The sequence below is a fragment of the Mesorhizobium sp. KR1-2 genome, from assembly GCF_040045035.1.
Lineage (GTDB): Bacteria > Pseudomonadota > Alphaproteobacteria > Rhizobiales > Rhizobiaceae > Pseudaminobacter.
On the sequence record NZ_JBDZDS010000011.1, the window covers coordinates 32,267 to 52,033 of the forward strand.

A 19,767-nucleotide genomic window follows, 5' to 3' on the forward strand; every position below is an offset into this window, starting at 1 on the left:
TCAGGCGATGCTCTCGCCGCCGTCGATGACCAGCGCATGCCCGGTCATGAAGGCCGAGTGGTCGGAGGCCAGATAGAGGATCGATTCCGCGATCTCCTCCACGGTCGCCCAGCGTCCGAGCGGAATGGTCTTCTCCACATAACGCTCAAGCGCCTCGCGGCCGCCCATCTGCGCCATGTAGGGCTCGTTGAAGGGGGTATCGACAAAGCCGGGGCACAGCGCGTTGACGCGGATGTTGTCCTTGCCGTAGTCGATCGCCATCTGCTTGGTCATCATGATGGTCGCGGCCTTCGAGGTGATGTAGGCCAGCATGCCGGTGTCCAGGAACACGCCGGAATTTGAGGCGGTGTTGATGATAACCCCGCCGCCCTGGGCTCGCATGTGGGGCACGGCGAGCCTCGAAGCGAAGAAATGCGCGCGGGTATTGAGGCGGTAGGAGATGTCCATGCCGTCCGGGCTGACCTCTTCGAGCGTGCCGTTGATCTGGACACCGGCATGATTGTGCAGGATGTCGATGCGGCCGTGACACTCGATCGCGAAGTCGATCATCTTCTTCAGATCGTCGTCTACTGACACGTCGACCCGCAGAAAATCGGCCCGGCCGCCGGCCGCGCGGATTTCCTCAGCCGCCGCTTCGCCCGCCGCTTGGTCGCGATCCGTGACGACGACGATGGCCCCTTCCCTGCCCAGGCGCTTCGCGCCGGCGCGACCGATCCCGGAGGCCGCCCCGGTGATCACCGCGACCCGATCTTTCAGCAACATTGTCGATTGTCTCCCTGCGTGAGGTATCGTGTCGTGCCTTTAGTCAACCCGCAGCCGCGTTGCCCTGCCGCTTGTCGCGGAGCAGCACCTGCACCGTGAACAGGAGGATCAGCGAGACGGCGAGGATCATCGTGCCGATGGCGTTGATTTCCGGGGTGACGCCGCGCCTGATCGACGAGAAGACGAAGATAGGCAGCGTGGTGTTGGGACCGGCAACGAAGAAGGCGATGATGAAATCGTCGAAGCTGAAGGTGAAGCTCAGAAGAAAGCCCGCGGCGATCGCCGGCAGAAGCTGCGGCAGCGTGATGGTGCGGAAAGTGTTGAACGGCGTCGAATAGAGATCGGCCGAGGCCTCCACCAGCGAGTGGTCCATGCCGACCAAGCGCGAGCGCACCACCAGGATCACCAGGGACAGCGTGTAGAGCGTGTGGGCGGCTATGATCGAGCCGTAGCCAAGCCCGGCGCGCGGCGCGCCGCCCCATGCGGTAGGCCACAGCGAGGCCATCAGGCTGTTGACGGCATCGAACACGCTTGCCAGCGCCACGAGTGTCGCGATGCCGATGACCACTCCCGGCACCATGATGGCGACATAGATCAGGCTGTCGAACACGGCGCGTAGCTTTCCCCGAAGCCGCTCGAGGGCAAGGGCGGCCGTGGTACCCAGGATCACCGACAGCACCGCCGTGACGCTCGCCACAATCAGGCTGTTGACCAGCGCCTTGGTGACGAATGGGTTGGCCAGGGCGCGGCCGTACCAAGCAACGCTGAAGCCCTGGAAGTCCGCCGCATAGCGCCCCGAATTGAAGCTGAACGCCACGATCACGGCGATCGGCATATAGAGGAAGAAATAAACCAGCCAGGCGTAGATGCGCATCCTGCTTTTCCTTCAAGTCACGGCAAGGAGCGGGATTTGCCGGCGCTCGCCGCCATGGTGAGGCGGACATAGAGCGTGATCAGCACGAGCATGACGACCACCAGTGTCAGCGACATTGCAGCCCCCAGGGGCCAGTTGCGCGACTGCAGGAAGAGATCGACCAGCGCGTTGCCGATGAAGAAGATCTTGCCGCCGCCCAATAGCGAGGGGATGAGGAATTCGCCCATCAACAGGATGAAGACCAGCAGCGAGCCCGTGACCACGCCCGGCAGAGAGAGCGGCAGCGTCACCGTCAGAAAGCTCCGCAGCGGCGAACTGCCGAGATCGGCCGCGGCATCGAGCAGGCGCTTGTCCAGCTTCTCCAGGCTGACGAAGATCGGCAGCACCATCAGCGGCATGTAGGCATAGACGATGCCCAGCAGCACGGCGAAAGGCGTGTTGATCATCTGAATCTCGGGAAAGCCGATTGCAGCCAGAAGCGAGGGTAACCCCTTGCCGCTCAGGATGAACATCCAGGCATAGGTGCGCACCAGAAGGCTGGTCCAGAACGGCAGCACCACGAGCACGAGCAGCCCGTATCGCCAGCGCGGCGACACTTTCACGGCCAGGAAATAGGCCAGCGGGTAAGCGACCAGCACGGAGATCAGCGTTCCCGCCGGCGCCAGCATGATGGTGTTCTTGAAAGCGGCCAGCCTGGAGCCCAGGCTGGCATATTGCTTGAGGGTGAGTGCGGCCTGATAGCCGCCCACCGGTCCGCGCTCGCCCAGGCTGAAGACGATGATCACCAGCATGGGCAGGATGAGGAGCACGAAGAACCAGAGGGCCGTGGGCGCCAGAAGCAGCGCCGTGACGACGGACTTTCGCCTGCCTTCGTTGGATGTCGCGAGAGCGGCTGTCATCGCCACGGCCTTCCGGTTTGCTTACGCGGACTTGAAACGCGCGATGATCTCGGCGCGGTTCGGGTCGGTCAGGGTCACGGCCGCGCCGAATTCCAGCGCCGACAGAAGTTCGGCCGCCGGATTGAGGATCGGATCGTTCACCACCTCGGCCGGCTGCAACCCAACCGCACGCTTGTCGGTCAGCGGATAGCCCGCCACTTCGGCCTCGCGCACCTGGACGGCCGGATCGAGCAGGTAGTTGAGGAAGGCGTAGGCGGCCTCGCGATGCGGCGCATCCTTGGGGATGACGAAGAAGTCGGTCCAGATCTCGCCGCCCTCGGCACCCAGCACATAGAGCATGTTGGGGTCGTCGCGGTTGAGCTGCTTGGCGTCGCCCACCCAGCATAGCGACATCCAGGCATCGCCATTGCGCAGCGGCGGCTGGTAGTCGCTGGTGATGCCGAACAGATGCGGCTTGGCCTTCATCAGCAGTTCTTCGGCCTTGGCGAGCTCGTTGGGATCGACCGAGTTGAACGAGTAACCGTAATATTTCAGCGCCATGCCGATGGCAGTGAGCTGATAGTCGTGGACGATGGCGCGGCCCGTGTAGTCGGTCATCGCACGATCCCAGAAATCCTTCCAGGTGGCGATGGTCGGGTCGACGCGGGCAGTATTGAGAATGAATCCGGTGGTGCCCCAGTGCTTCGGGATGCCGTAGACGACGCCGTCGACCATGCCTTCATTGGCAAAACGCTGGTTCTGCGCCGACATGTCGAAGTTGGGCAGCTTGGCCAGGTCCAGCGGCTCAATGAAGTCCAGCTGCTTGTAGGTCGAGATGGTGTAGTTGGTGGCGACGAACATGCTCCAGCCGGCGCTGCCCGCCTGGAGCTTGGCCAGCATCTCTTCGTTCGAACCGAAGACGTTGACGTCGACCGCGACGCCGGTCTTGTCGGTGAATTCCTGCAGAACCTCGGTGTTGTGGTAGTTCGGCCAGGTGGCGATCGACAGCTGGTTGCCCAGCTCTCCCTCGGCGTAGGCCGGCCGGGTGAACAAGCCGGGCATGGCACCGCCAAGCGCCAGCGTGGCTGCGCCCAGACCGGTCACGCCCAGGAAATGGCGCCGGGAAATCGACCCGCGCTGGTAGCTTTTCAGCAAGTCCATGAACTTCTTGCGCGGGAACACGCCTGCGCGCACGTCTTCGTAGTCGGCCATTGTCTTCCTCCCTGTGTTTTTTCCGAAACCCTATGAGATCCCCTCAGGACACCGCCAGCACATCCGCCGATCTCCAGCCGAAGGCGACCGCGTCGTCTTTCTCGAAGGAGCGGGCGCTTCCATCCGCCTGCCGGGAACGGCGAGCCAGGATGTTCCCCAGGACAGGATGATGGATTCGATACTCGGTCAGGTCACCGAGGAAGATCCGGTTGACGATCCGGCCCTCCAGCCGGACGTCGAGGTCTTCGCCCAGTTTCTGCGTCGCCGGCACCACGGCCACGATTTCCGGCCGGACCGAGAGTGTGACGGCCTGGCCGGCCGCCAGAGGCGACGCCTGATTGGTGCGCTGGCCGCTCAGGCGACCGATGCCATCCATCACGATGCTCGCCGCCACGCTATCGGAGGCTGTGGCGGTTCCCGAAATGAGATTGGATTTGCCGACGAAACCGGCCACGAATGCATCCGCCGGACGGTCGTAAAGTTCCTGCGCCGAGCCCTTCTGGACGATGCGCCCCTTGTTCATGAGGCAGACCACGTCGCTCATGGACATGGCCTCTTCCTGGTCATGCGTGACCAGGATAAAAGTGATGCCGAGTTCGCGCTGCAGGCTCTGCAGCTCGTGCTGCATATCCTCGCGCAGCTTGCGGTCCAGCGCGGCGAGCGGCTCGTCCAGCAACAGCACGTTGGGCCGGTTGACGAGTGCACGCGCCAGCGCCACGCGCTGCTGCTGTCCGCCAGACATCTGGAAGATGCGGCGATCGCCGAAGCCCGGCAGTTGCACCAGCTCGAGCGCCTCGCCGACACGGCGGTCGATCTCCGCCTTGTCGAGGCGCGGACGCTGGTTGCGCAAGCCATAGGCGATGTTCTGCGCAACCGTCATGTGCGGGAACAGCGCATAATGCTGGAACACCATGTTTACCGCGCGTCGATAGGGCGGCACGTCGATGACCGATTTGCCGCGAATGAGAATGTCGCCGCTGGTGGGCTGCTCGAAGCCTGCGATCAGCCGCAGCGAAGTGGTCTTGCCGCTGCCGGACGGCCCAAGGATCGACAGAAAGGTGCCGGGCTCGACGACCAGATCGAAATTCTCGACCGCGGCGACCCCGCCATAATGCTTCGATGCCGATCGAAACTCGATATCCGGCATTGATTCGAGATCGAACACTCTGCTCTCCCGATTACGGCCTGGGTGCCTGCGCAATCCCCTGCCGGTATATGCCTCTCGATCGGCATCTGATACAGAAACCCCTCAAGCTAAGCATATCCCTCCATTTGACAAAATTCTACATATAATGCTTGTTTATGGGATATTTCCCAATTGGGATAATCCAGAATGCATATTACTTTTGAGATAGGAGCCGGTGCATGGTGAGCGGAGCAAAGGCGGGCGGCGCTTTAGCCGGCAGTCCCCTTTCCCAGCCGCAATGGTATGTGCAGCTTGGCGAACTGGTCGCGCAGGTGGGCGAGCCAGGCTTCCCCGATGCCCTCACAGCAACGCTCAGGCATCTGGCCGAGTTCGATTATACGGTCACCTTCGCCTATAACGGCCCCGACGTGCCCCTCTGCCTGCACCACACCTTCCCGCCGGAGCAGTATGCCATCCACGTCACCGAATATGAGGTCGGCCCCTATTTCCTCGATCCGCTCTACAAGGCGTCAATAGACGGGGTGAGATCCGGCATCTTCCGCCTGGGCGACGTGGCCCCCGACCAGTTCTACAAGAGCGAATACTACCGCTCCTACTATGTGCAGACCGGGCCCGTGGACGAGGTTGCCATGTTCATTCCCGGCAATGAGAGCTGGACGATCGTGACATCGCTGATGCGCCGGCACAGCCAGCCGGGGTTTTCCGCGCGCGAACTGCGCACGCTTCGCTGCGTCGAGCCCCTGCTGGGAAAAATCGCCGAGGCGCATTGGCGAACCGACCCGCGGCTCAAGGCGGCAAGGCCCGTGCAGGACGAGAAGGAGGTGCTACGGCGCACCGTTCAGGATGCCCTGACGCGCCTCGACATGCCGTCGCTGACGCCCCGGGAAACGGAAGTCGTCGGCCTGGTGCTGCAGGGACATTCGTCGGAATCGATCTCCAACATCCTTGGCATTTCCGCAGGCACCGTGCGCATCCACCGCAAGAACGTCTACGCCAAGATGCGAATATCCTCGCAGCGCGAGTTGTTTTCCATCTTCATGCGGTCGCCGATCTACAGCGCCTCTTGAAGGCTTCGGCGATTTGCCGGCGGCGAAGAGAACGGTCCCTGCGGACGCGTGCACGGCTCAGACTTCGCCCCCGTCGTCGTTAGCCGGCTGCGGCCCTCGCCCGCAATTGCCCGGGTGCGCCGATCAAGTTACAGTCATATTCCTGTTGTAGTATCACTTTAATTCCGCTGCATGTGGGCTTGGCTCGAAGGAGAAACATCCATGCAGACCGCGACGTTGGAGCGTGAAAATTTCCTGGACGCCAACGGCGGCGCCCTTGGCGACGAGGCGTTCGGAGGCGATCTGCTGGGCCGGATCGGTTCGCTTGAGGTGCGCCTGGCGCGCAGCGACGACGAGATCGCTGTTGCCCAGGAAATTCGCTACCGCGTCTTCTATGACGAGCTTGGCGCCCGGCAAAGTGCAGACCACGCGATGGAACGCCGCGACACTGACCGTTTCGACGCCGTCTGCGACCACCTGCTGGTGGTCGACAACGCCCTCGCCGGCCCCATGCACAAGCGCATCGTCGGCACCTACCGCTTGCTCAGGCAGGAAGCCGCCATTGCGGCCGGCGGCTTCTATTCGGAAGACGAATTCGAACTGAAGAAACTCATCGCCCGCCACCCCGGCCGCCGCTTCCTGGAACTGGGCCGCTCCTGCGTTCTGGCGGAATATCGCTCCAAGCGGACGATCGAGCTGCTCTGGCAGGGCATCTGGGCCTATGTCAATCGCCATGGGATTGACGTCATGGCCGGTTGCGCGTCGTTCAACGGCACGGTGCCGGCCGCCCATGCCGAGGCATTGTCCTACCTGGCGCACAACTGCCGCGCCAGCGGCCCTTGGGAAGTGCGCGCACTGCCGGGCCGCTACTACGACATGGACATGATGCCGAACGAGGCTATCAGCGTGAAATCTGCGATCGTCGCCATGCCGCCCCTGATCAAGGGCTATCTGCGACTGGGCGCGCGTATAGGCGATGGCTGCGTGGTCGACGAGGACTTCCGCACCGTAGACGTGTTCGTGGTCCTGCCGGTCAAGGAAATCAACGCCCGCTACATCAACTATTACGGCAGCGAAGCGCAGCGTTTCGCCGCCTGAGGCTTCAGGTGAACACCGACCTCTCACAGGCCTTCGACAAGCTGCGCAAAGCCGCTGAAGGCCTGCCGCTGGTCGGTGAGAGCACGTCCCACGGAACTCCAGCGCTCAAGATCCGCGGCAAATTGCTCTGCCGGGTCAACGATGCCGAAACGGCCATGGTTTCCTGCCCGCCCGACGAACAGGAGATGCTGCTCGAAGCGGCGCCTGATCTTTATTCAGAGGCCGAGTACCATGTCGGCTGGCCGGCGATTCTGGTCCACCTCGATCTCATTCCGCTCGACGAACTGCATCTGCGGCTGGAGCAGGCATGGTTGCGGCAGGCACCGAAGCCGGTTGCACGGGCCTGGCGCGCCCGGCACGCACTGTAGACGCGCCTCTGATCAGGAGATGTCCTCGGGCCTGCGGCCAGGCCGGCTCTTGTAGGCGGGGAACGACCAGCCGAACTTCAGCGCGCCGCCGCGAACCAGGAATGCGGCGGTGCATGCCACCGCGACCGAGACTGTCGCCGGCGCGCCAAGCACACCGGCAAGGATGAACGCCCCGGCGCCCACGAGTGCCGCGGTGACATAGATTTCCGGGCGCAACAGCACCGAGGGTTGCCCGGCCAGCAGATCGCGCAGAATGCCACCAAAGGTGGCTGTGAGCATGCCGGTGACGATGGCGACAGTGGGCGAACCGGTGGCCGCCAGGCCCTTGGCGGCACCCACTACCGAATAGGCCGACAGGCCGAGCGCGTCGAACCAAAGCAGCAGCCTGTAGCGCGACTCGACCAGATGGGCCGTGAAGAACACGCCGACCGCGATTGCCGCACAGACGAGCACATAGTTAGGATTACGGACCCAGAACACCGGTGTGCCGAGGATCAGGTCGCGGAACGTGCCGCCGCCTATGCCGGTGACGGATGCCAGGAACAGGAAGCCGATGATGTCTAGCTGCTTGCGCGAGGCCGCCAGCGCGCCGGTGGCGGCAAATACCGCCACGCCGGCATAGTCGAGAAGCTGGAATGGAGTCATAGCGTCCGTTCCGGGTTCCGGAGCGACGGACGCCAGACGCGGTCGGTCAGGACGTCGTCCCCCTCATTCCGACCATGATCGATCCCGTAGGCTCACGCAATGCCGCGATCGATCTGGAGATGCGGCAGGCCGCTCAGGCGTCCTTCTCGGCCTGTTCGTTGATCGGGCCGGGCTCGGCCGTGTCGGCCGCATTGTGCTTGGGGCCGCCCTTGGCAACGCCGACCATGGCCGGGCGCAATACGCGCTCGCCGATCGAATAGCCGGGCTGCACCACCTGCACCACCGTATTGGCCGGCACGTTGGGGTTGGGCACCTCGAACATGGCCTGATGGAAATGCGGGTCGAACTTCGCGCCCTCCGGGTCGAGCTTCTTGACGCCATGGCGCTCAAGTGCCTGGAGCATCGCCCGCTCGGTCATCTCGACACCCTCGATCAGTGCCGCGAGGCCGGCCTCGCCGGCGGCGCGCGCCTCGGCAGGTACGGCATCGATGGCGCGTTGCAGGTTGTCGGCCACGCCCAGCATGTCGCGCGCGAAATTGGCCATGGAGTAGGCACGTGCATCCTGAACGTCACGAGCAGTACGCCGGCGCAGGTTTTCCATGTCGGCGGCAACACGAAGAGCCCGGTCCTTCAGCTCCTCGTTTTCCTTCATCAGTCGCACGAGCGCTTCGTAGTCGCCCTCCTGCCCGGTCGTCCCGGCGGCGGCCTCCAGGGCCTCGTTTTCCTCGGGCGCGCGTTCGTGTTTGTCCTGGTCGCTCATCGCAAATCCCGTAATTGCTTCAAGATTGGGAAAGTTGCGCCCGATATCGATGTTCGCCCACGAAAAATCAAGGGGTGAGGGCCTTCGCATCACATTCACGGCCGTTCTTCAGTGCCTGAAAGTCCGTTACCTGCACCTTAACTAAATCTTTACCGGAAAAGGCTCGAATCAGTGCAGACTGTCAGATGCAGGAACCAATTGGGGCGGCCGGAGTTTTGCGCCCGAACGAGAAGGTTTTTGGGGCCATGGCCCGAGCTATTGACAAGACGACCAGCACCTTGGCAGCCGAGATCAGACGCCAGCTCGGCACCGAGACGATGACTAGATTCGTCCGTTCCCTGCCGGCTTTCAAGCCAGATCCGGAAATACCCGGCAATATTCGCGATCTACTGGGAAAACTGGATCGCGTGGAACAATCTGCAACGGACGCGCGCCCGCACGGACAATAGGGCGCGCCGCGGCAGACGAGACGCCCAGCGTATCAGACTGCGGATTTGCGGCGCCAAGAGTATTTGGGATCCTTTTCCGACGGTTTTGCCGACGGCTGGTAGTGCAGCGGCAATCCACCCGTGCGCCCTGCCTCCAGCCGGGCGATCAATGTCGGATGCGACACCTCGAATTCATCGAAGCCAAGACGCAGCATGTGCGGAAGCTGGTCGACCAGCACCTGGCCCGTGGCGCGCAAAGCGCCCGCAAAACCATGGCGCCGGCGCAGCAATTCGGCCTTGGAGAAGCTGCGGCCGTCGTTGAAGGCCGGGAAGGCCAGCGCCACTAGAGAAAGCGTGCCCAGCTGATCGACGATGGTGTCCACCGCCTCGCTTGGCTGAAGAAGCACGCCGAGCCGCTCCTTGTACGCTTCCCGCACCTGCGGATCGAGACCGAGGAAGGCCTGCAGCGGCAGGATGAAGCGGCCATTGCCGGACAAGGCCTCGGCACTTTCGGCGTGTGCCCAGTCGTCCTCGCGAAAACCTTCAGGCGTCCAGAGGCGCGGTTGCGCGTTGGTTTCAGACATTCGGGGACTTCCTAAAGCGATGAATTGTTCAGCGACCGGTCGAGGCCGGAGAGATGGATACCGCATTCCGTCTTGCCCTGCCCGGCCCAGCGACCGCTGCGGGCATCCTCGCCCGGCTTGGCAGCCTGGGTGCAGGGGAAGCAGCCGATCGACAGATAGCCATAGGCGACCAGCGGGTTCTCGCGCAGGCCATGGGCACGCATGTAATCGCCCAGATCAGCGGCGGTCCAGCTCGCCAGCGGATTTATGCGCACGCGCGCACCGATGGCCTCGAAGGCAGGCAGCGCCTGGCGCGTCGCGGCCTGGAAGCGCTTGCGCCCGGTGAACCAGGCGCGAAACGGCGCCACACCACGCGCCATCGGCTCGACCTTGCGGATCGCGCAGCAGGCATCGACGTCGGAGAGGTGCAGCTTCCCGTCCGCGTCGTCGCGTTCAAGGGCCGCCTGCTCCGGCGTGACGATGCGCAGATCGGTCAGCCCGAGGTCGGCGAACAGCGCATCGCGGTAGTCCAGCGTCTCGCCGAAATGCTTGCCGGTGTCGAGGAAGACGACCGGCACGGAGCGGTCGACCTCGGCGATCATGTGCAGCAGCACTGCGGAATCGGCGCCGAAGGACGACACCGCCGCGATCTCGCCGGCAAAGGACCGGACCACCGCCTGCTCGATGATATCAACCGCCGCGCGCGCGCCATATCGCTCTTCCAGCGAGGCGGCCTCAGCCTGCGCCGCGGCTTCGGCGTCAAGCGGCCTTGGCTTCGCTGCCATAGAGCGCCTCCTTGAACGGCGCGGCACCGAGACGACGATAGGCGTCAATGAACTTCTCCGAGCGGTCGAGGCGCAGCTTCAGATAGGTCTCCACCACGGTTTCGATGGCGTCGGTGATCTCATCCGGGCCGAAGCCGCGGCCGACGATCTCGCCGATCGATGTGTTCTCATCGGCTGAGCCGCCGAGCGTCACCTGATAGAGCTCGCCGCCCTTCTTCTCCACGCCCAGAATGCCGATGTGGCCGACATGGTGATGACCGCAGGCATTGATGCAGCCGGAGATCTTGAGCTTCAGCTCGCCGATGTCGCGCTGCCGCTCCAGCGAGGCGAAGCGCTGCGAAATCTCCTGCGCCACGGGGATGGCGCGGGCATTGGCAAGCGCGCAGTAGTCGAGGCCCGGGCATGCGATGATGTCCGAGATCAGCCCGGCATTGGCCGTCGCAAGGCCCACCTCCACCAGCGCGTCATAGACGGCCTTGAGGTCGGCGCGCGCGACATGCGGCAGGATCAGGTTCTGCTCATGGGAAACGCGCAGCTCGTCGAAGGCATATCTTTCCGCGATGTCGGCCACGGCCTCCATCTGGCTGTCGGTGGCATCGCCGGGCGCTTCGCCAATACCCTTCAGCGAAATCGTCACCGCGGCGTAGTCGGGATGCTTGTGGGTGATGACGTTCTGGTCGAGCCATTCGCTGAAGTTCTTACTGTCGAGCCGCGCCGCCTTGACCGCCTCGTCGCCCTCCGGGCGCGCGCCGAGCGCCGGCGGCGCGAAATAGGCAGCGATTGCCTGCACATCCGCTTCCGGCAGCTTGAGCTCGCCATCCTTCAGCGCTTCCCATTCGGCCTCGACCTGGCGGGTCAGTTCCTCGACGCCGGTCTCATGCACCAGGATCTTGATGCGCGCCTTGTACTTGTTGTCGCGGCGGCCGTGGAGATTGTAAACGCGCAGGATCGCCGTGGTGTAGGAAAGCAGGTGCTCCTCCGGCAGGAAATCCCGGATCTTCTTGGCGATAATCGGCGTACGCCCCTGCCCGCCGCCGACATAGACAGCAAAGCCAAGCTCGCCGGCCGCGTTCTTCTTCAGGTGAAGGCCGATGTCGTGGACCTGGATGGCGGCGCGGTCGCGCTCGGCGCCGGTCACGGCGATCTTGAACTTGCGCGGCAGGTAGGAAAACTCCGGGTGCACGGTCGACCACTGGCGCAGGATTTCGGCGTAGGGGCGCGGGTCGGCGACCTCATCGGCGGCAGCGCCGGCGAAGTGATCGGCAGTGACATTGCGGATGCAATTGCCCGAAGTCTGGATCGCGTGCATCTCCACGCTCGCCAGATCGGCGAGGATCGCCGGGATGTCCGACAGCGCCGGCCAGTTGAACTGGATGTTCTGGCGCGTGGTGAAGTGGCCGTAGCCCTTGTCGTATTTGCGGCCGATATGGGCCAGCATGCGCAGCTGGCGCGAATTCAGCGTGCCGTAGGGGATCGCCACGCGCAGCATGTAGGCGTGCAGCTGCAGATAGACGCCGTTCATCAGCCGCAGCGGGCGGAACTGGTCCTCGGTGATCTCGCCGGCAAGGCGCCGCTCGACCTGGTCGCTGAACTCGGCGACGCGGGCCTTCACGAAATCATGGTCGAACTCATCGTAACGGTACATCGTCTTCGTCTCTCAATGGGCCGGATGGCCAAAACTTCACGCCGCGCGGGAAATGTCGGGGCGGGCCTGCTTGCCAAGGTCAATGCGGTTGGTCGGGCCGGCGGCGCGGATCTGTTCGCGCAGCCGCGTCGGACGGATTTCGCCGTCGACGAGTTCCACGTCGATCAGGTTCACGTCGACAACCTCGTTGTTCTCAAGCGCCGCGTTGCCGACGGCCTCAAGACGGGCCTCGCCGGCTTTGTCGGTGGCAATCTCGGCCCCCACGATCGTCTCGGCCCAGACGTGGGCGGTCGAAAACCACACGGCTTCGCCGTCGGTCAGGCGGTTGGCGGTCAGTATCTTCATGCCACGCTTTCCTTGAAATCCTGGGCGTCGGCCCTGTTGGCGCGAATGGAGCGGGCCAGCGGCTCGGAGCCCGTAAAATTGGCGCCGGCAACGGCATCGCCGATGATGGTCATGACCGGGCCGGAAAGGTCGGTGCGCTGCTCCAGCGAGGGCAGGTCGGCCAGCGTGCCGTGGAACTTGCGGCGGTCGGCGAGGCTGGCGTTTTCCACCACCGCGACGGCCGTGTCGGGCGCAAGACCCGCCGCGATCAGCCGCGAGGCGACATCGGCGGCCACCGAGCGGCCCATATAGACGGCAACGGTCGCGCCCGAGATGGCGAGCTTGGCCCAGTCCGGCAACGACTTGCCCTTGAGGTCGTGCCCGGTGGTAAAGACCATCGACGATGTGACCCCACGCAAGGTGAGCGGCAATTCGAAATCGGCCGCGGCAGCAAAGGCGGAAGTGACGCCGGGAACGACCTCATAGGAAATGCCGGCATCGCGCAACGCCTGCATCTCCTCGCCGGCCCGGCCGAACACCAGCGGGTCGCCCGACTTCAGCCGCACCACACGCTTGCCCTCGCGCGCCAGGCTGACCAGCAGCGTATTGATCTGCGCTTGCGACTTGGAATGGCAGCCCTTGCGCTTGCCGACGGGCAGCCGCTCGGCATCGCGCCGGCCCATGGCGATCACCGCCTCGGGCACCAGCGCGTCATAAAGGACGACATCCGCTTCCATGAGGTGGCGGTGGGCGCGCAGCGTCAGCAGATCCTCCGCGCCCGGCCCCGCGCCCACGAGCGCCACATGGCCATGCGCCGGTTCGTCTTGCGCAAGCAATTCCGATGCTGCCCGGCGCGCTTCGCCTAGCTCCCCGCGCTCCATAGCGCGCGCCGGCGCACCGCTAAAAAACTCGCGCCAGAAGCGGCGGCGGGCGACACCCTTGGGCATGAAAGCCTCGGCGGCCTCGCGGAAGGTCTCGGCAAGCGAAGCAAGCGGGCCGAGCGAGGGCGAAAGCATGCGATCGATCCTGGCGCGCACCATCTGCGCCAGCACGGGCCCAGCCCCCTCGGTGCCTATGGCGACGGCCAAGGGCGCGCGGTTGACCAGCGCCGGCGTGAAGAAGTCGCACAGCTCGGGCCGGTCGACGGCGTTGACCGGAATGCCCAGGCGGCGCGCGTCTTCCGAGACCATGCGATCCTGCACCGCATCGCCGGTGGCGGCGAAGACCAGAACCGCACCTTCAAGGCGGGCAGGATCGTAGACGGCCTCGACATGGGTCGCGCTGCCGGCTTCGATCCAGGCCGCGAATTCAGGATCGAGCCGATCTGAAAGCACCACGATGCGGGCGCTCGACTGGCCAAGCAGCCGCGCCTTGGCGAAAGCTTCGTCGCCGCCGCCGACGATGACCACGGCTTCGCCCTCGACCCGCATGAAGACGGGAAAGGCGTTGAGCTTGGCGGGCGACTGCGTCATGGCGAAAAAGGGTTCCGGCTATCGTCATGATTTGTAGCCCTGAGCCCCGGACAGCAGAAGAAATGCACTCGCGCCGCCAAACAGGGGACGCAATCGTTTTTCTGCTGGTTATGACCGCGGCGGAAAAATAATCCCGGCCTTGCCGCGAGACGCCTTCACGCGGCGATCGCCAGCCTCATTTTCGCGAAAGATCTGCCAACGGCACGAGCTTCGGGAGCGCCCGGAAGCGCACCCGAACAGCCATCTCCGGTTCGTGAAATTTCCGCCTGTTGCCGCCATGCCGGGCGGCCGCACGTCAGACGTGCTGGCCGCCGTTGATGTGGATTTCGGACCCAGTCACGTAGGACGACTGACCCGAGCAGAGGAAGTAGATGATGTCGGCCACTTCCGACGTCGCGCCAAGGCGGCGCAGCGGGATGGTCTCGACGATCTTGTCGGTGCCGGGCGACAGGATCGAGGTGTCGATCTCGCCGGGCGCGATGGCGTTGACGCGGATGCCGTGCGGGCCGAAGTCGTGCGCCATCTCGCGGGTCAGCGAGCCGAGCGCCGCCTTCGACGTGGCATAGGAGGTGCCGGCGAACGGGTGGACGCGCGTGCCGGCGATGGACGTGACGTTCACGATCGAGCCCTGCGCGGCCTCGAGTTCCTTGAACAGGCCGCGCGCCAGCATGATGGGCGCGAAGAAATTGACCTGGAAAACATCGCGCCAGACATGCATCGGCGTCTCCAGCGAGTTCATGCGGCTGCCGTCCTTGAGCTTCGGCGAGATGCCCGCATTGTTGACCAGTGCATGGAGCTTGCCGCCCTGGTCCTGCAGCCTGTGGCGGATTTCAGCGACGGCGCGGCCGACATCCTCCGGATCGGCGAGATCGACCTTGATATGGTCCTCCGGCCCCGCCGGCCAGGGGCAATTCTCGGCAAACGCCTGGCGCGAGCAGGTGATGACGCGCCAGCCTTCGCGCGAGAAGCGCTTGACGGTGGCGTGCCCGATGCCGCGGCTGGCACCGGTCAGGACGATGGTCTTTCTTGCGTCGGCTGTGTCGGCGGTCATGATGCGATCTCCCGCCGCCTATGTAGACGATGGAAATCGCGCTGGCGAGTGGTGTTTGGCCGCAGCCGCCTGGCTCAGTTTCCGAGGATCACGTCGAGGATCGAGCCCTGGCGCCGGACGACCGGCCCACCGACATCGGCCTGCGGAACCGGGCGTCCGACCGACGAGGTCGGCGCCTCCCGCGGCATCGGCACGAACCCGCCATCAGGCTCGGCCGCGTCGATCGCCCTGGCCACCTCTCCCAGAAGCTGATCCTCCGGCTGCGGAGCGGGAATGCCATCGCCGGCCATCGGCACCGAGGGCGCCAGTTCGGGGTCGGTCAGTTCGTCCTGCGGAGACGGCTTCCAGGTGCCGGGCAGTGGCGCAACCGGAACACCCTCATGCGCCGCCACCATGAACTCGTGCCAGGCCTGCGCCGGCAGCGCGCCGCCGGTCACCTTCTTCATCGGCTTGCCGTCGTCATTGCCGAACCAGACGCCAGTGGTCAGGTTGGAGGTATAGCCGACGAACCAGGCGTCGCGCGAATTCTGGCTCGTGCCGGTCTTGCCGGCGGAGGGCCAGTTGAACGCCGCCTTCTTGGCGGTGCCGACCTCCACCGTCCCGGTCATCATGGCGTTCATCATGCCGACGATCTCGGGGCGGATGACACGCGGAGCATTGCCGCCGGTGTTCTCGTAGAGCACTTCGCCCGAGGCCGTGGTGACCCGCTGGATGAAGTGGATTTCCGGCCGGTAGCCGCCATTGGCGAACGGCACATAGGCGGCCGTCAGCTCCAGCGGGGTGACCTCGGAGGTGCCGAGCGCGATCGAGGCGTTGGCCTGCAAGGGCGATTCGATGCCCATCCGCCGTGCCGCCTCAACGACGGCCTCGGGTCCGACTTCCATGGCGAGCTGCGCCGCGACCGAATTCAGCGACTTGGCCAGCGCCGTCGCCAGCGTGACCCGGCCGTAATACTTGCCGTTATAGTTGTTGGGCGTCCAGTTGCCGATCTTGATCGGCGCGTCGTTGCGGATGCTGTCCGGCGTGCGGCCCTGTTCCATCGCGGCCAGGTAGACGAAGGGCTTGAAGGTCGAGCCCGGCTGGCGGCGCGCCTCCGCGGCGCGGTCGAACTGGCTGTTGGCGTAGTCGTAACCGCCGACCATTGCGCGCACCGCGCCGGAATTGTCGATCGACACCAGAGCGCCCTGACTGACGTCGAGCTTCTTGCCGTTCTCGTCGATCAGCCGGCGAATGGATTTTTCGGCCAGGTTCTGCAGGGTCAGGTCGATGGTGGTGTCGACGATGATGTCGCCGCGCACCTCGCCGATGAGGCCCGGGAGATCTTCCATCACCCGGTCGGCGACATAGTGCTCCGAACCGGTCCAGTAGGCGGCGGCGCGGGTCGCCGGCGCGCTCATGGCGGTTGTCAGCTCCTTGTCGGTGATCATCTTCTCGTCGCGCATCGCGGCCAGCACGAGTTGCGCGCGCGCCTCCGCCGCCTTGGGATCGCGCGCTGGGGAAAGCCGCGACGGCGCCTTGAGCAGGCCGGCCAGCAGAGCCGCTTCCGAAAGCGTCACGTCGCGCGCCGACTTGCCGAAATAACGGCGCGAGGCCGCTTCCACGCCATAGGCGCCGGAGCCGAAATAGACCCGGTTAAGGTACATTTCGAGTATCTGGTCCTTGGTGTGCTTGTGCTCCAGCCAGAGCGCGAGCAGCACTTCCTGCACCTTGCGCTCGAGAGTGCGGTCGGGCTTGAGGAAAAGGTTCTTGGCCAGCTGCTGGGTCAGCGTCGAGCCGCCCTGCGAGACGCGGCCGCGGGTGAGATTTCCGACCAAAGCGCGAGCGAGGCCGAGCGGATCAACGCCCAAATGCGAATAGAAACGGCGATCCTCGATCGCGATCACGGCCTGCGGGATGTAGGGCGACATTTCATGCAAGCCGACGGCCTCGCCCCCGGTCATGCCGCGGTTGGCGAGCAGCTTGCCGTCGACCGACACGATCTTCACGTTTGGCGGCCGGTCGGGAATGGACCAGGTCGTTGAGCTCGGCATCTGCGCGCCGTAGTAGATGAGCACGCCGGCGGCGGCGATACCGCACCAGATTGCCAGGACGAAAGCCCAATAAATCAGCCGTCCCAGGCCGCCGAACAGGCCGCGACGTTGCTTGACCTTTCCACGTCCACGCCGCGCTTTCGGCTCAGGCCTTTCAGCCCGTTCCGCCTTCTCCGCCTTGCGGCGCGGGGCAACTTCCCGGTTGCGGCGCGAAGAAGGGACGACGCGATCGTCCTCGCTGACCGACAGGCCCGACTCGTCCTCGCGCTCGGCGGGGCCGTCGAATGTCGGCTCTATGCGCCTGTTGTCTTTCTTCGCCATGCCCGTCCGCTGCCCGTCGATGCTTTCTGTGGGCATCGACTGGACAGTAAATGCGGCGAATTAACGAGGCATTAACCTGCGTTTCGAAAAAGCCGTTGAAGAACAGCGTTCTAGGCGGCGTGCGTTGCCACATGCTGCTGCTCTGCTCACCGCGTCTCAAGCCGGCTTCGGCCAAGCGGTCGGCAGCTTCCGTGATGAGCTTTGCAGCCCTGCTATGGCTCGACTTGATGGGCCGAGTATGCGTCCATCACGCGCGCCGAATAGATCAGCGCCGCACCGGCATTCACCGCAACGGCCACACCCAGCGCTTCGGCAATCTCCTCGCGTGTGGCACCATGCTTGATTGCCGCATCCGTGTGGACAGTGATGCAACCATCACACTGTCGTGTGACTGCCACCGCGAGCGCGATCAATTCACGTGTTTTCGGATCGAGCAACCCGGTCTTGGCGCCCGCATCGCCGAGCGCACGATAGCCACGGATAGTCTCGGGGCTGATCCTTCCAAACTCGGCGATCCTGGCAAGAAGCTGTTTCCGATAGTCAGTCCAGTCGAACATCATCTGTCTGACCCTCCTGGTGCCGATCAGGATGACATGGGTAACGGTTGCGGAAAAGCTCAAATTCCCGGGGTGGCTGAGCGTCAGCTTTATTGGCGGCGCCGTAACTGAATCACTGCCGTGCCAGCTGCCTTGCTTCGACAGCGTCGAATATCAATGCACCCTTCCGCGCTTCCTGCGCAACTTTCTGGATGTTGGGATTATTGCGCACCGCCTGCCTGCCGGCCTCGATGGCGAGATCGACTTCGCTGCGAGCCAGTTTGAGCCGCGTGGGCATCTTGTTGAGGCGAGCAGAAGAGTCCGGATCCGCGTCGCGGAACGAGAGGTACTCGGTCGTTACCGTCACGTTGCGGCAATCCCATCCATCGAGGGTTCCGCGCAGCTTGAGCACCTGTTCCCGCGGAAGGCCACACCGGTAGTGGATCAGAGCTTCCTGCCATTGAATTAGGGCGAGATCGATCGCGTCGAACCCGCTCCTGTTCGCCGACGCAATCGCGGTGTCCGACACGGCGCGAACGATATTCCCCAGATGGGGCGGGCTCTGTGTCTCACCCCACTCATACGAGATGCGCCTACCGGCGTCGGTGACGATGAAGAGAAAGTTGCGGAGCCTGACGGCCTGCTGCGGCGACAGCGGCGCATACGGCTTATCCGCCTTTGCCAGCTCAAGGGTGAGACCGGTGATGCCAAGATTGTCGGTCAGTGCGCCGTCGAGTAGCCTGACGAAATTGAGATTTTTATCGGCTTGGTAGGAGTCGAGCGTTCGAGCATAGGCCTGCAACCGTACCGAGGGATTGTCCGTCTCCTCCAAGACCTGCTTCACCCAGTGCGGGCGCTGGTAGTCGCAATTGATCTTGGGCGCCTTAAGGATCATCGGCGCGAATGCAATCGGAACCGCAGCCGATGCCCCCACGGCCTCGGAGATCTTGAGCTGGTTGAGGTCGCTGCACAGGGCGGCGAATGTGTCTTCGGTGAACAGAAACGGCGTATTGTTGTAGATGTCCGAGGCGGTCACCCAGACCAGCGGCCTGCCCGGCTTGTCGAACGCCGAGAAGGTTTGGTGATCGAACAGGTTGTCGTCCAGCCATCGGGCAAAGCTGTTCCGGTCATTCGCGCCGCCGCGGAGTGCCACCTTGGCCACGGTACCGGGCGAGACGCTGGTGGCCATATTGGCTTCGGCGTTCTGGTACAGAAACCGTTCGCGGAAATCCCGGTACTCATCTTTGCCCTTGTAGCCGAGATAGGCCGCCAGGACGGCGCCGCCCGACGTTCCGGCGACAGTGCGAACATTGTCGACCAATGTGCGCTTGACGGGGAATTCGTCGATGATCAGCGCGTCGAGCTCCAGAAGCGCGCCATAGCCGAAGGCCGCCGCCCTCGTGCCGCCGCCTGAAAACGACAGCGCCACCACGGTCGAGCCGTCGTCAGTGGCATCGGGGATGTAGTCCGGGGATGGGCCGGCGGGTTCGGCGCTGACGAAGTTTATCGGTGTGGTATCGACCGCGACGCAGCCCGCGGCTGCAACCACCGTGGCAAGGCCTATCGCCCCCAGCAGCTTGGACATTGCATTTGGCACTGATTGGAAGGCCCCTACCGCCGAATTCCCCTCTGACTTCTAGGATGGCACGGGCGAACCGGTCCTTCAAGAGTCTCGGTCTGCCAACATCTGGATTCGAGCGGCCCAGTGGAATCAAAATTCGGCTTGTTCCGGTGAGTGGTAGCGCGTCTTTTGATCAAGAATAGAGTTCATCGGAGGGCATTTTTTGCGCGGTCGCCTTCGGTCCGGCTTCGCAGTTCTTTC

The 19,767-nt window shown here is 64.1% G+C and carries 20 protein-coding genes; 4 read left to right on the forward strand and 16 right to left on the reverse strand.

Translation table 11 applies throughout. The annotated features are described in order from the left end of the window. The 5 genes from ABLE85_RS19880 to ABLE85_RS19900 form a co-directional block, all read right to left on the reverse strand. Nucleotides 1–762, reverse strand: a complete 762-nt coding sequence (locus tag ABLE85_RS19880) for an SDR family oxidoreductase (RefSeq protein ID WP_348794450.1) — start codon at nt 760–762, stop codon at nt 1–3. 43 nt (nt 763–805) lie between these two features. Next, nucleotides 806–1,636 carry an ABC transporter permease gene (locus tag ABLE85_RS19885; RefSeq protein ID WP_348794451.1) on the reverse strand — a complete coding sequence of 277 codons (831 nt, stop codon included), beginning with the start codon at nt 1,634–1,636 and terminating at the stop codon, nt 806–808. A 17-nt stretch (nt 1,637–1,653) separates the two neighbouring features. Continuing rightward, nucleotides 1,654–2,535: an ABC transporter permease gene (locus ABLE85_RS19890; protein WP_348794452.1), complete on the reverse strand. Its 882-nt coding sequence runs from the start codon at nt 2,533–2,535 to the stop codon at nt 1,654–1,656. Between the two features lie 21 nt (nt 2,536–2,556). Next, nucleotides 2,557–3,675 carry a spermidine/putrescine ABC transporter substrate-binding protein gene (locus ABLE85_RS19895; protein ID WP_348794600.1) on the reverse strand — a complete coding sequence of 373 codons (1,119 nt, stop codon included), beginning with the start codon at nt 3,673–3,675 and terminating at the stop codon, nt 2,557–2,559. 94 nt (nt 3,676–3,769) lie between these two features. Then, nucleotides 3,770–4,873, reverse strand: coding sequence for an ABC transporter ATP-binding protein (locus ABLE85_RS19900; protein ID WP_348794601.1), 1,104 nt, complete (start codon nt 4,871–4,873; stop codon nt 3,770–3,772). 218 nt (nt 4,874–5,091) lie between these two features. Here ABLE85_RS19900 and ABLE85_RS19905 point away from each other — a divergent pair, with 218 nt between their 5' ends. The 3 genes from ABLE85_RS19905 (at nt 5,092) to ABLE85_RS19915 (ending at nt 7,385) form a co-directional block, all read left to right on the forward strand. Beyond that, a complete protein-coding gene (locus tag ABLE85_RS19905; RefSeq protein ID WP_348794453.1) occupies nt 5,092–5,940 on the forward strand; it encodes a helix-turn-helix transcriptional regulator in 849 nt (282 codons plus the stop codon). A 201-nt stretch (nt 5,941–6,141) separates the two neighbouring features. Beyond that, nucleotides 6,142–7,017: a GNAT family N-acetyltransferase gene (locus ABLE85_RS19910; RefSeq protein WP_348794454.1), complete on the forward strand. Its 876-nt coding sequence runs from the start codon at nt 6,142–6,144 to the stop codon at nt 7,015–7,017. An 8-nt stretch (nt 7,018–7,025) separates the two neighbouring features. Next, nucleotides 7,026–7,385, forward strand: coding sequence for an MmcQ/YjbR family DNA-binding protein (locus tag ABLE85_RS19915; protein WP_348794455.1), 360 nt, complete (start codon nt 7,026–7,028; stop codon nt 7,383–7,385). Between the two features lie 12 nt (nt 7,386–7,397). Here ABLE85_RS19915 and ABLE85_RS19920 read toward each other — a convergent pair whose 3' ends face one another. Beyond that, nucleotides 7,398–8,030, reverse strand: a complete 633-nt coding sequence (locus ABLE85_RS19920; protein WP_348794456.1) for a trimeric intracellular cation channel family protein — start codon at nt 8,028–8,030, stop codon at nt 7,398–7,400. Nucleotides 8,031–8,163: 133 nt separating this feature from the next. Then, the gene (gene grpE, locus ABLE85_RS19925) at nt 8,164–8,790 is read right to left on the reverse strand and encodes a nucleotide exchange factor GrpE (RefSeq protein WP_348794457.1); all 627 of its coding nucleotides are present in this window, start codon (nt 8,788–8,790) and stop codon (nt 8,164–8,166) included. A 185-nt stretch (nt 8,791–8,975) separates the two neighbouring features. On the opposite strand from grpE, the gene ABLE85_RS19930 reads away from it, so the two are divergent. Continuing rightward, nucleotides 8,976–9,239 carry a hypothetical protein gene (locus tag ABLE85_RS19930; RefSeq protein WP_348794458.1) on the forward strand — a complete coding sequence of 88 codons (264 nt, stop codon included), beginning with the start codon at nt 8,976–8,978 and terminating at the stop codon, nt 9,237–9,239. Between the two features lie 32 nt (nt 9,240–9,271). On the opposite strand, the gene ABLE85_RS19935 is transcribed toward ABLE85_RS19930, so the two are convergent. The 9 genes from ABLE85_RS19935 to ABLE85_RS19975 all read right to left on the reverse strand — a co-directional run bounded on the left by ABLE85_RS19935 (nt 9,272) and on the right by ABLE85_RS19975 (nt 19,530). Then, complete coding sequence (locus tag ABLE85_RS19935; protein WP_348794459.1) at nt 9,272–9,802, reverse strand: DUF934 domain-containing protein; 531 nt, start codon at nt 9,800–9,802, stop codon at nt 9,272–9,274. An 11-nt stretch (nt 9,803–9,813) separates the two neighbouring features. Next, nucleotides 9,814–10,566: a phosphoadenylyl-sulfate reductase gene (locus ABLE85_RS19940; protein ID WP_348794460.1), complete on the reverse strand. Its 753-nt coding sequence runs from the start codon at nt 10,564–10,566 to the stop codon at nt 9,814–9,816. Beyond that, the gene (locus tag ABLE85_RS19945; protein ID WP_348794461.1) at nt 10,541–12,211 is read right to left on the reverse strand and encodes a nitrite/sulfite reductase; all 1,671 of its coding nucleotides are present in this window, start codon (nt 12,209–12,211) and stop codon (nt 10,541–10,543) included. Before ABLE85_RS19945 ends, ABLE85_RS19940 begins: the two co-directional genes overlap by 26 nt. A gap of 36 nt (nt 12,212–12,247) precedes the next feature. Beyond that, a complete protein-coding gene (locus ABLE85_RS19950; RefSeq protein WP_348794462.1) occupies nt 12,248–12,556 on the reverse strand; it encodes a DUF2849 domain-containing protein in 309 nt (102 codons plus the stop codon). Beyond that, entirely contained in the window at nt 12,553–14,007 is a 1,455-nt protein-coding gene (cysG, locus tag ABLE85_RS19955) for a siroheme synthase CysG (protein ID WP_348794463.1), read from the reverse strand. The genes ABLE85_RS19950 and cysG overlap by 4 nt, the downstream gene beginning before the upstream one ends. Before the next feature lie 295 nt (nt 14,008–14,302). Beyond that, nucleotides 14,303–15,058 carry an SDR family oxidoreductase gene (locus ABLE85_RS19960; RefSeq protein WP_348794464.1) on the reverse strand — a complete coding sequence of 252 codons (756 nt, stop codon included), beginning with the start codon at nt 15,056–15,058 and terminating at the stop codon, nt 14,303–14,305. Between the two features lie 74 nt (nt 15,059–15,132). Further along, nucleotides 15,133–17,409 carry a transglycosylase domain-containing protein gene (locus ABLE85_RS19965; protein WP_348794465.1) on the reverse strand — a complete coding sequence of 759 codons (2,277 nt, stop codon included), beginning with the start codon at nt 17,407–17,409 and terminating at the stop codon, nt 15,133–15,135. A gap of 212 nt (nt 17,410–17,621) precedes the next feature. Beyond that, entirely contained in the window at nt 17,622–17,966 is a 345-nt protein-coding gene (locus tag ABLE85_RS19970; RefSeq protein ID WP_348794602.1) for a carboxymuconolactone decarboxylase family protein, read from the reverse strand. Between the two features lie 112 nt (nt 17,967–18,078). Then, the gene (locus ABLE85_RS19975; RefSeq protein WP_348794466.1) at nt 18,079–19,530 is read right to left on the reverse strand and encodes a patatin-like phospholipase family protein; all 1,452 of its coding nucleotides are present in this window, start codon (nt 19,528–19,530) and stop codon (nt 18,079–18,081) included. Nucleotides 19,531–19,767: the final 237 nt, after the last annotated feature.

What these genes read in the sequence shown, in the direction of transcription:
- ABLE85_RS19880 (WP_348794450.1), bottom strand. Translation starts at nt 762, where the DNA reads ATGTTGCTGAAAGATCGGGTCGCGGTGATCACCGGGGCGGCCTCCGGG.
- ABLE85_RS19885 (WP_348794451.1), bottom strand. Translation starts at nt 1,636, where the DNA reads ATGCGCATCTACGCCTGGCTGGTTTATTTCTTCCTCTATATGCCGATC.
- ABLE85_RS19890 (WP_348794452.1), bottom strand. Translation starts at nt 2,535, where the DNA reads ATGACAGCCGCTCTCGCGACATCCAACGAAGGCAGGCGAAAGTCCGTC.
- ABLE85_RS19895 (WP_348794600.1), bottom strand. Translation starts at nt 3,675, where the DNA reads ATGGACTTGCTGAAAAGCTACCAGCGCGGGTCGATTTCCCGGCGCCAT.
- ABLE85_RS19900 (WP_348794601.1), bottom strand. Translation starts at nt 4,873, where the DNA reads ATGCCGGATATCGAGTTTCGATCGGCATCGAAGCATTATGGCGGGGTC.
- ABLE85_RS19905 (WP_348794453.1), top strand. Translation starts at nt 5,092, where the DNA reads ATGGTGAGCGGAGCAAAGGCGGGCGGCGCTTTAGCCGGCAGTCCCCTT.
- ABLE85_RS19910 (WP_348794454.1), top strand. Translation starts at nt 6,142, where the DNA reads ATGCAGACCGCGACGTTGGAGCGTGAAAATTTCCTGGACGCCAACGGC.
- ABLE85_RS19920 (WP_348794456.1), bottom strand. Translation starts at nt 8,030, where the DNA reads ATGACTCCATTCCAGCTTCTCGACTATGCCGGCGTGGCGGTATTTGCC.
- grpE (WP_348794457.1), bottom strand. Translation starts at nt 8,790, where the DNA reads ATGAGCGACCAGGACAAACACGAACGCGCGCCCGAGGAAAACGAGGCC.
- ABLE85_RS19930 (WP_348794458.1), top strand. Translation starts at nt 8,976, where the DNA reads ATGCAGGAACCAATTGGGGCGGCCGGAGTTTTGCGCCCGAACGAGAAG.
- ABLE85_RS19935 (WP_348794459.1), bottom strand. Translation starts at nt 9,802, where the DNA reads ATGTCTGAAACCAACGCGCAACCGCGCCTCTGGACGCCTGAAGGTTTT.
- ABLE85_RS19940 (WP_348794460.1), bottom strand. Translation starts at nt 10,566, where the DNA reads ATGGCAGCGAAGCCAAGGCCGCTTGACGCCGAAGCCGCGGCGCAGGCT.
- ABLE85_RS19945 (WP_348794461.1), bottom strand. Translation starts at nt 12,211, where the DNA reads ATGTACCGTTACGATGAGTTCGACCATGATTTCGTGAAGGCCCGCGTC.
- ABLE85_RS19950 (WP_348794462.1), bottom strand. Translation starts at nt 12,556, where the DNA reads ATGAAGATACTGACCGCCAACCGCCTGACCGACGGCGAAGCCGTGTGG.
- cysG (WP_348794463.1), bottom strand. Translation starts at nt 14,007, where the DNA reads ATGACGCAGTCGCCCGCCAAGCTCAACGCCTTTCCCGTCTTCATGCGG.
- ABLE85_RS19960 (WP_348794464.1), bottom strand. Translation starts at nt 15,058, where the DNA reads ATGACCGCCGACACAGCCGACGCAAGAAAGACCATCGTCCTGACCGGT.
- ABLE85_RS19965 (WP_348794465.1), bottom strand. Translation starts at nt 17,409, where the DNA reads ATGGCGAAGAAAGACAACAGGCGCATAGAGCCGACATTCGACGGCCCC.
- ABLE85_RS19970 (WP_348794602.1), bottom strand. Translation starts at nt 17,966, where the DNA reads ATGTTCGACTGGACTGACTATCGGAAACAGCTTCTTGCCAGGATCGCC.
- ABLE85_RS19975 (WP_348794466.1), bottom strand. Translation starts at nt 19,530, where the DNA reads ATGTCCAAGCTGCTGGGGGCGATAGGCCTTGCCACGGTGGTTGCAGCC.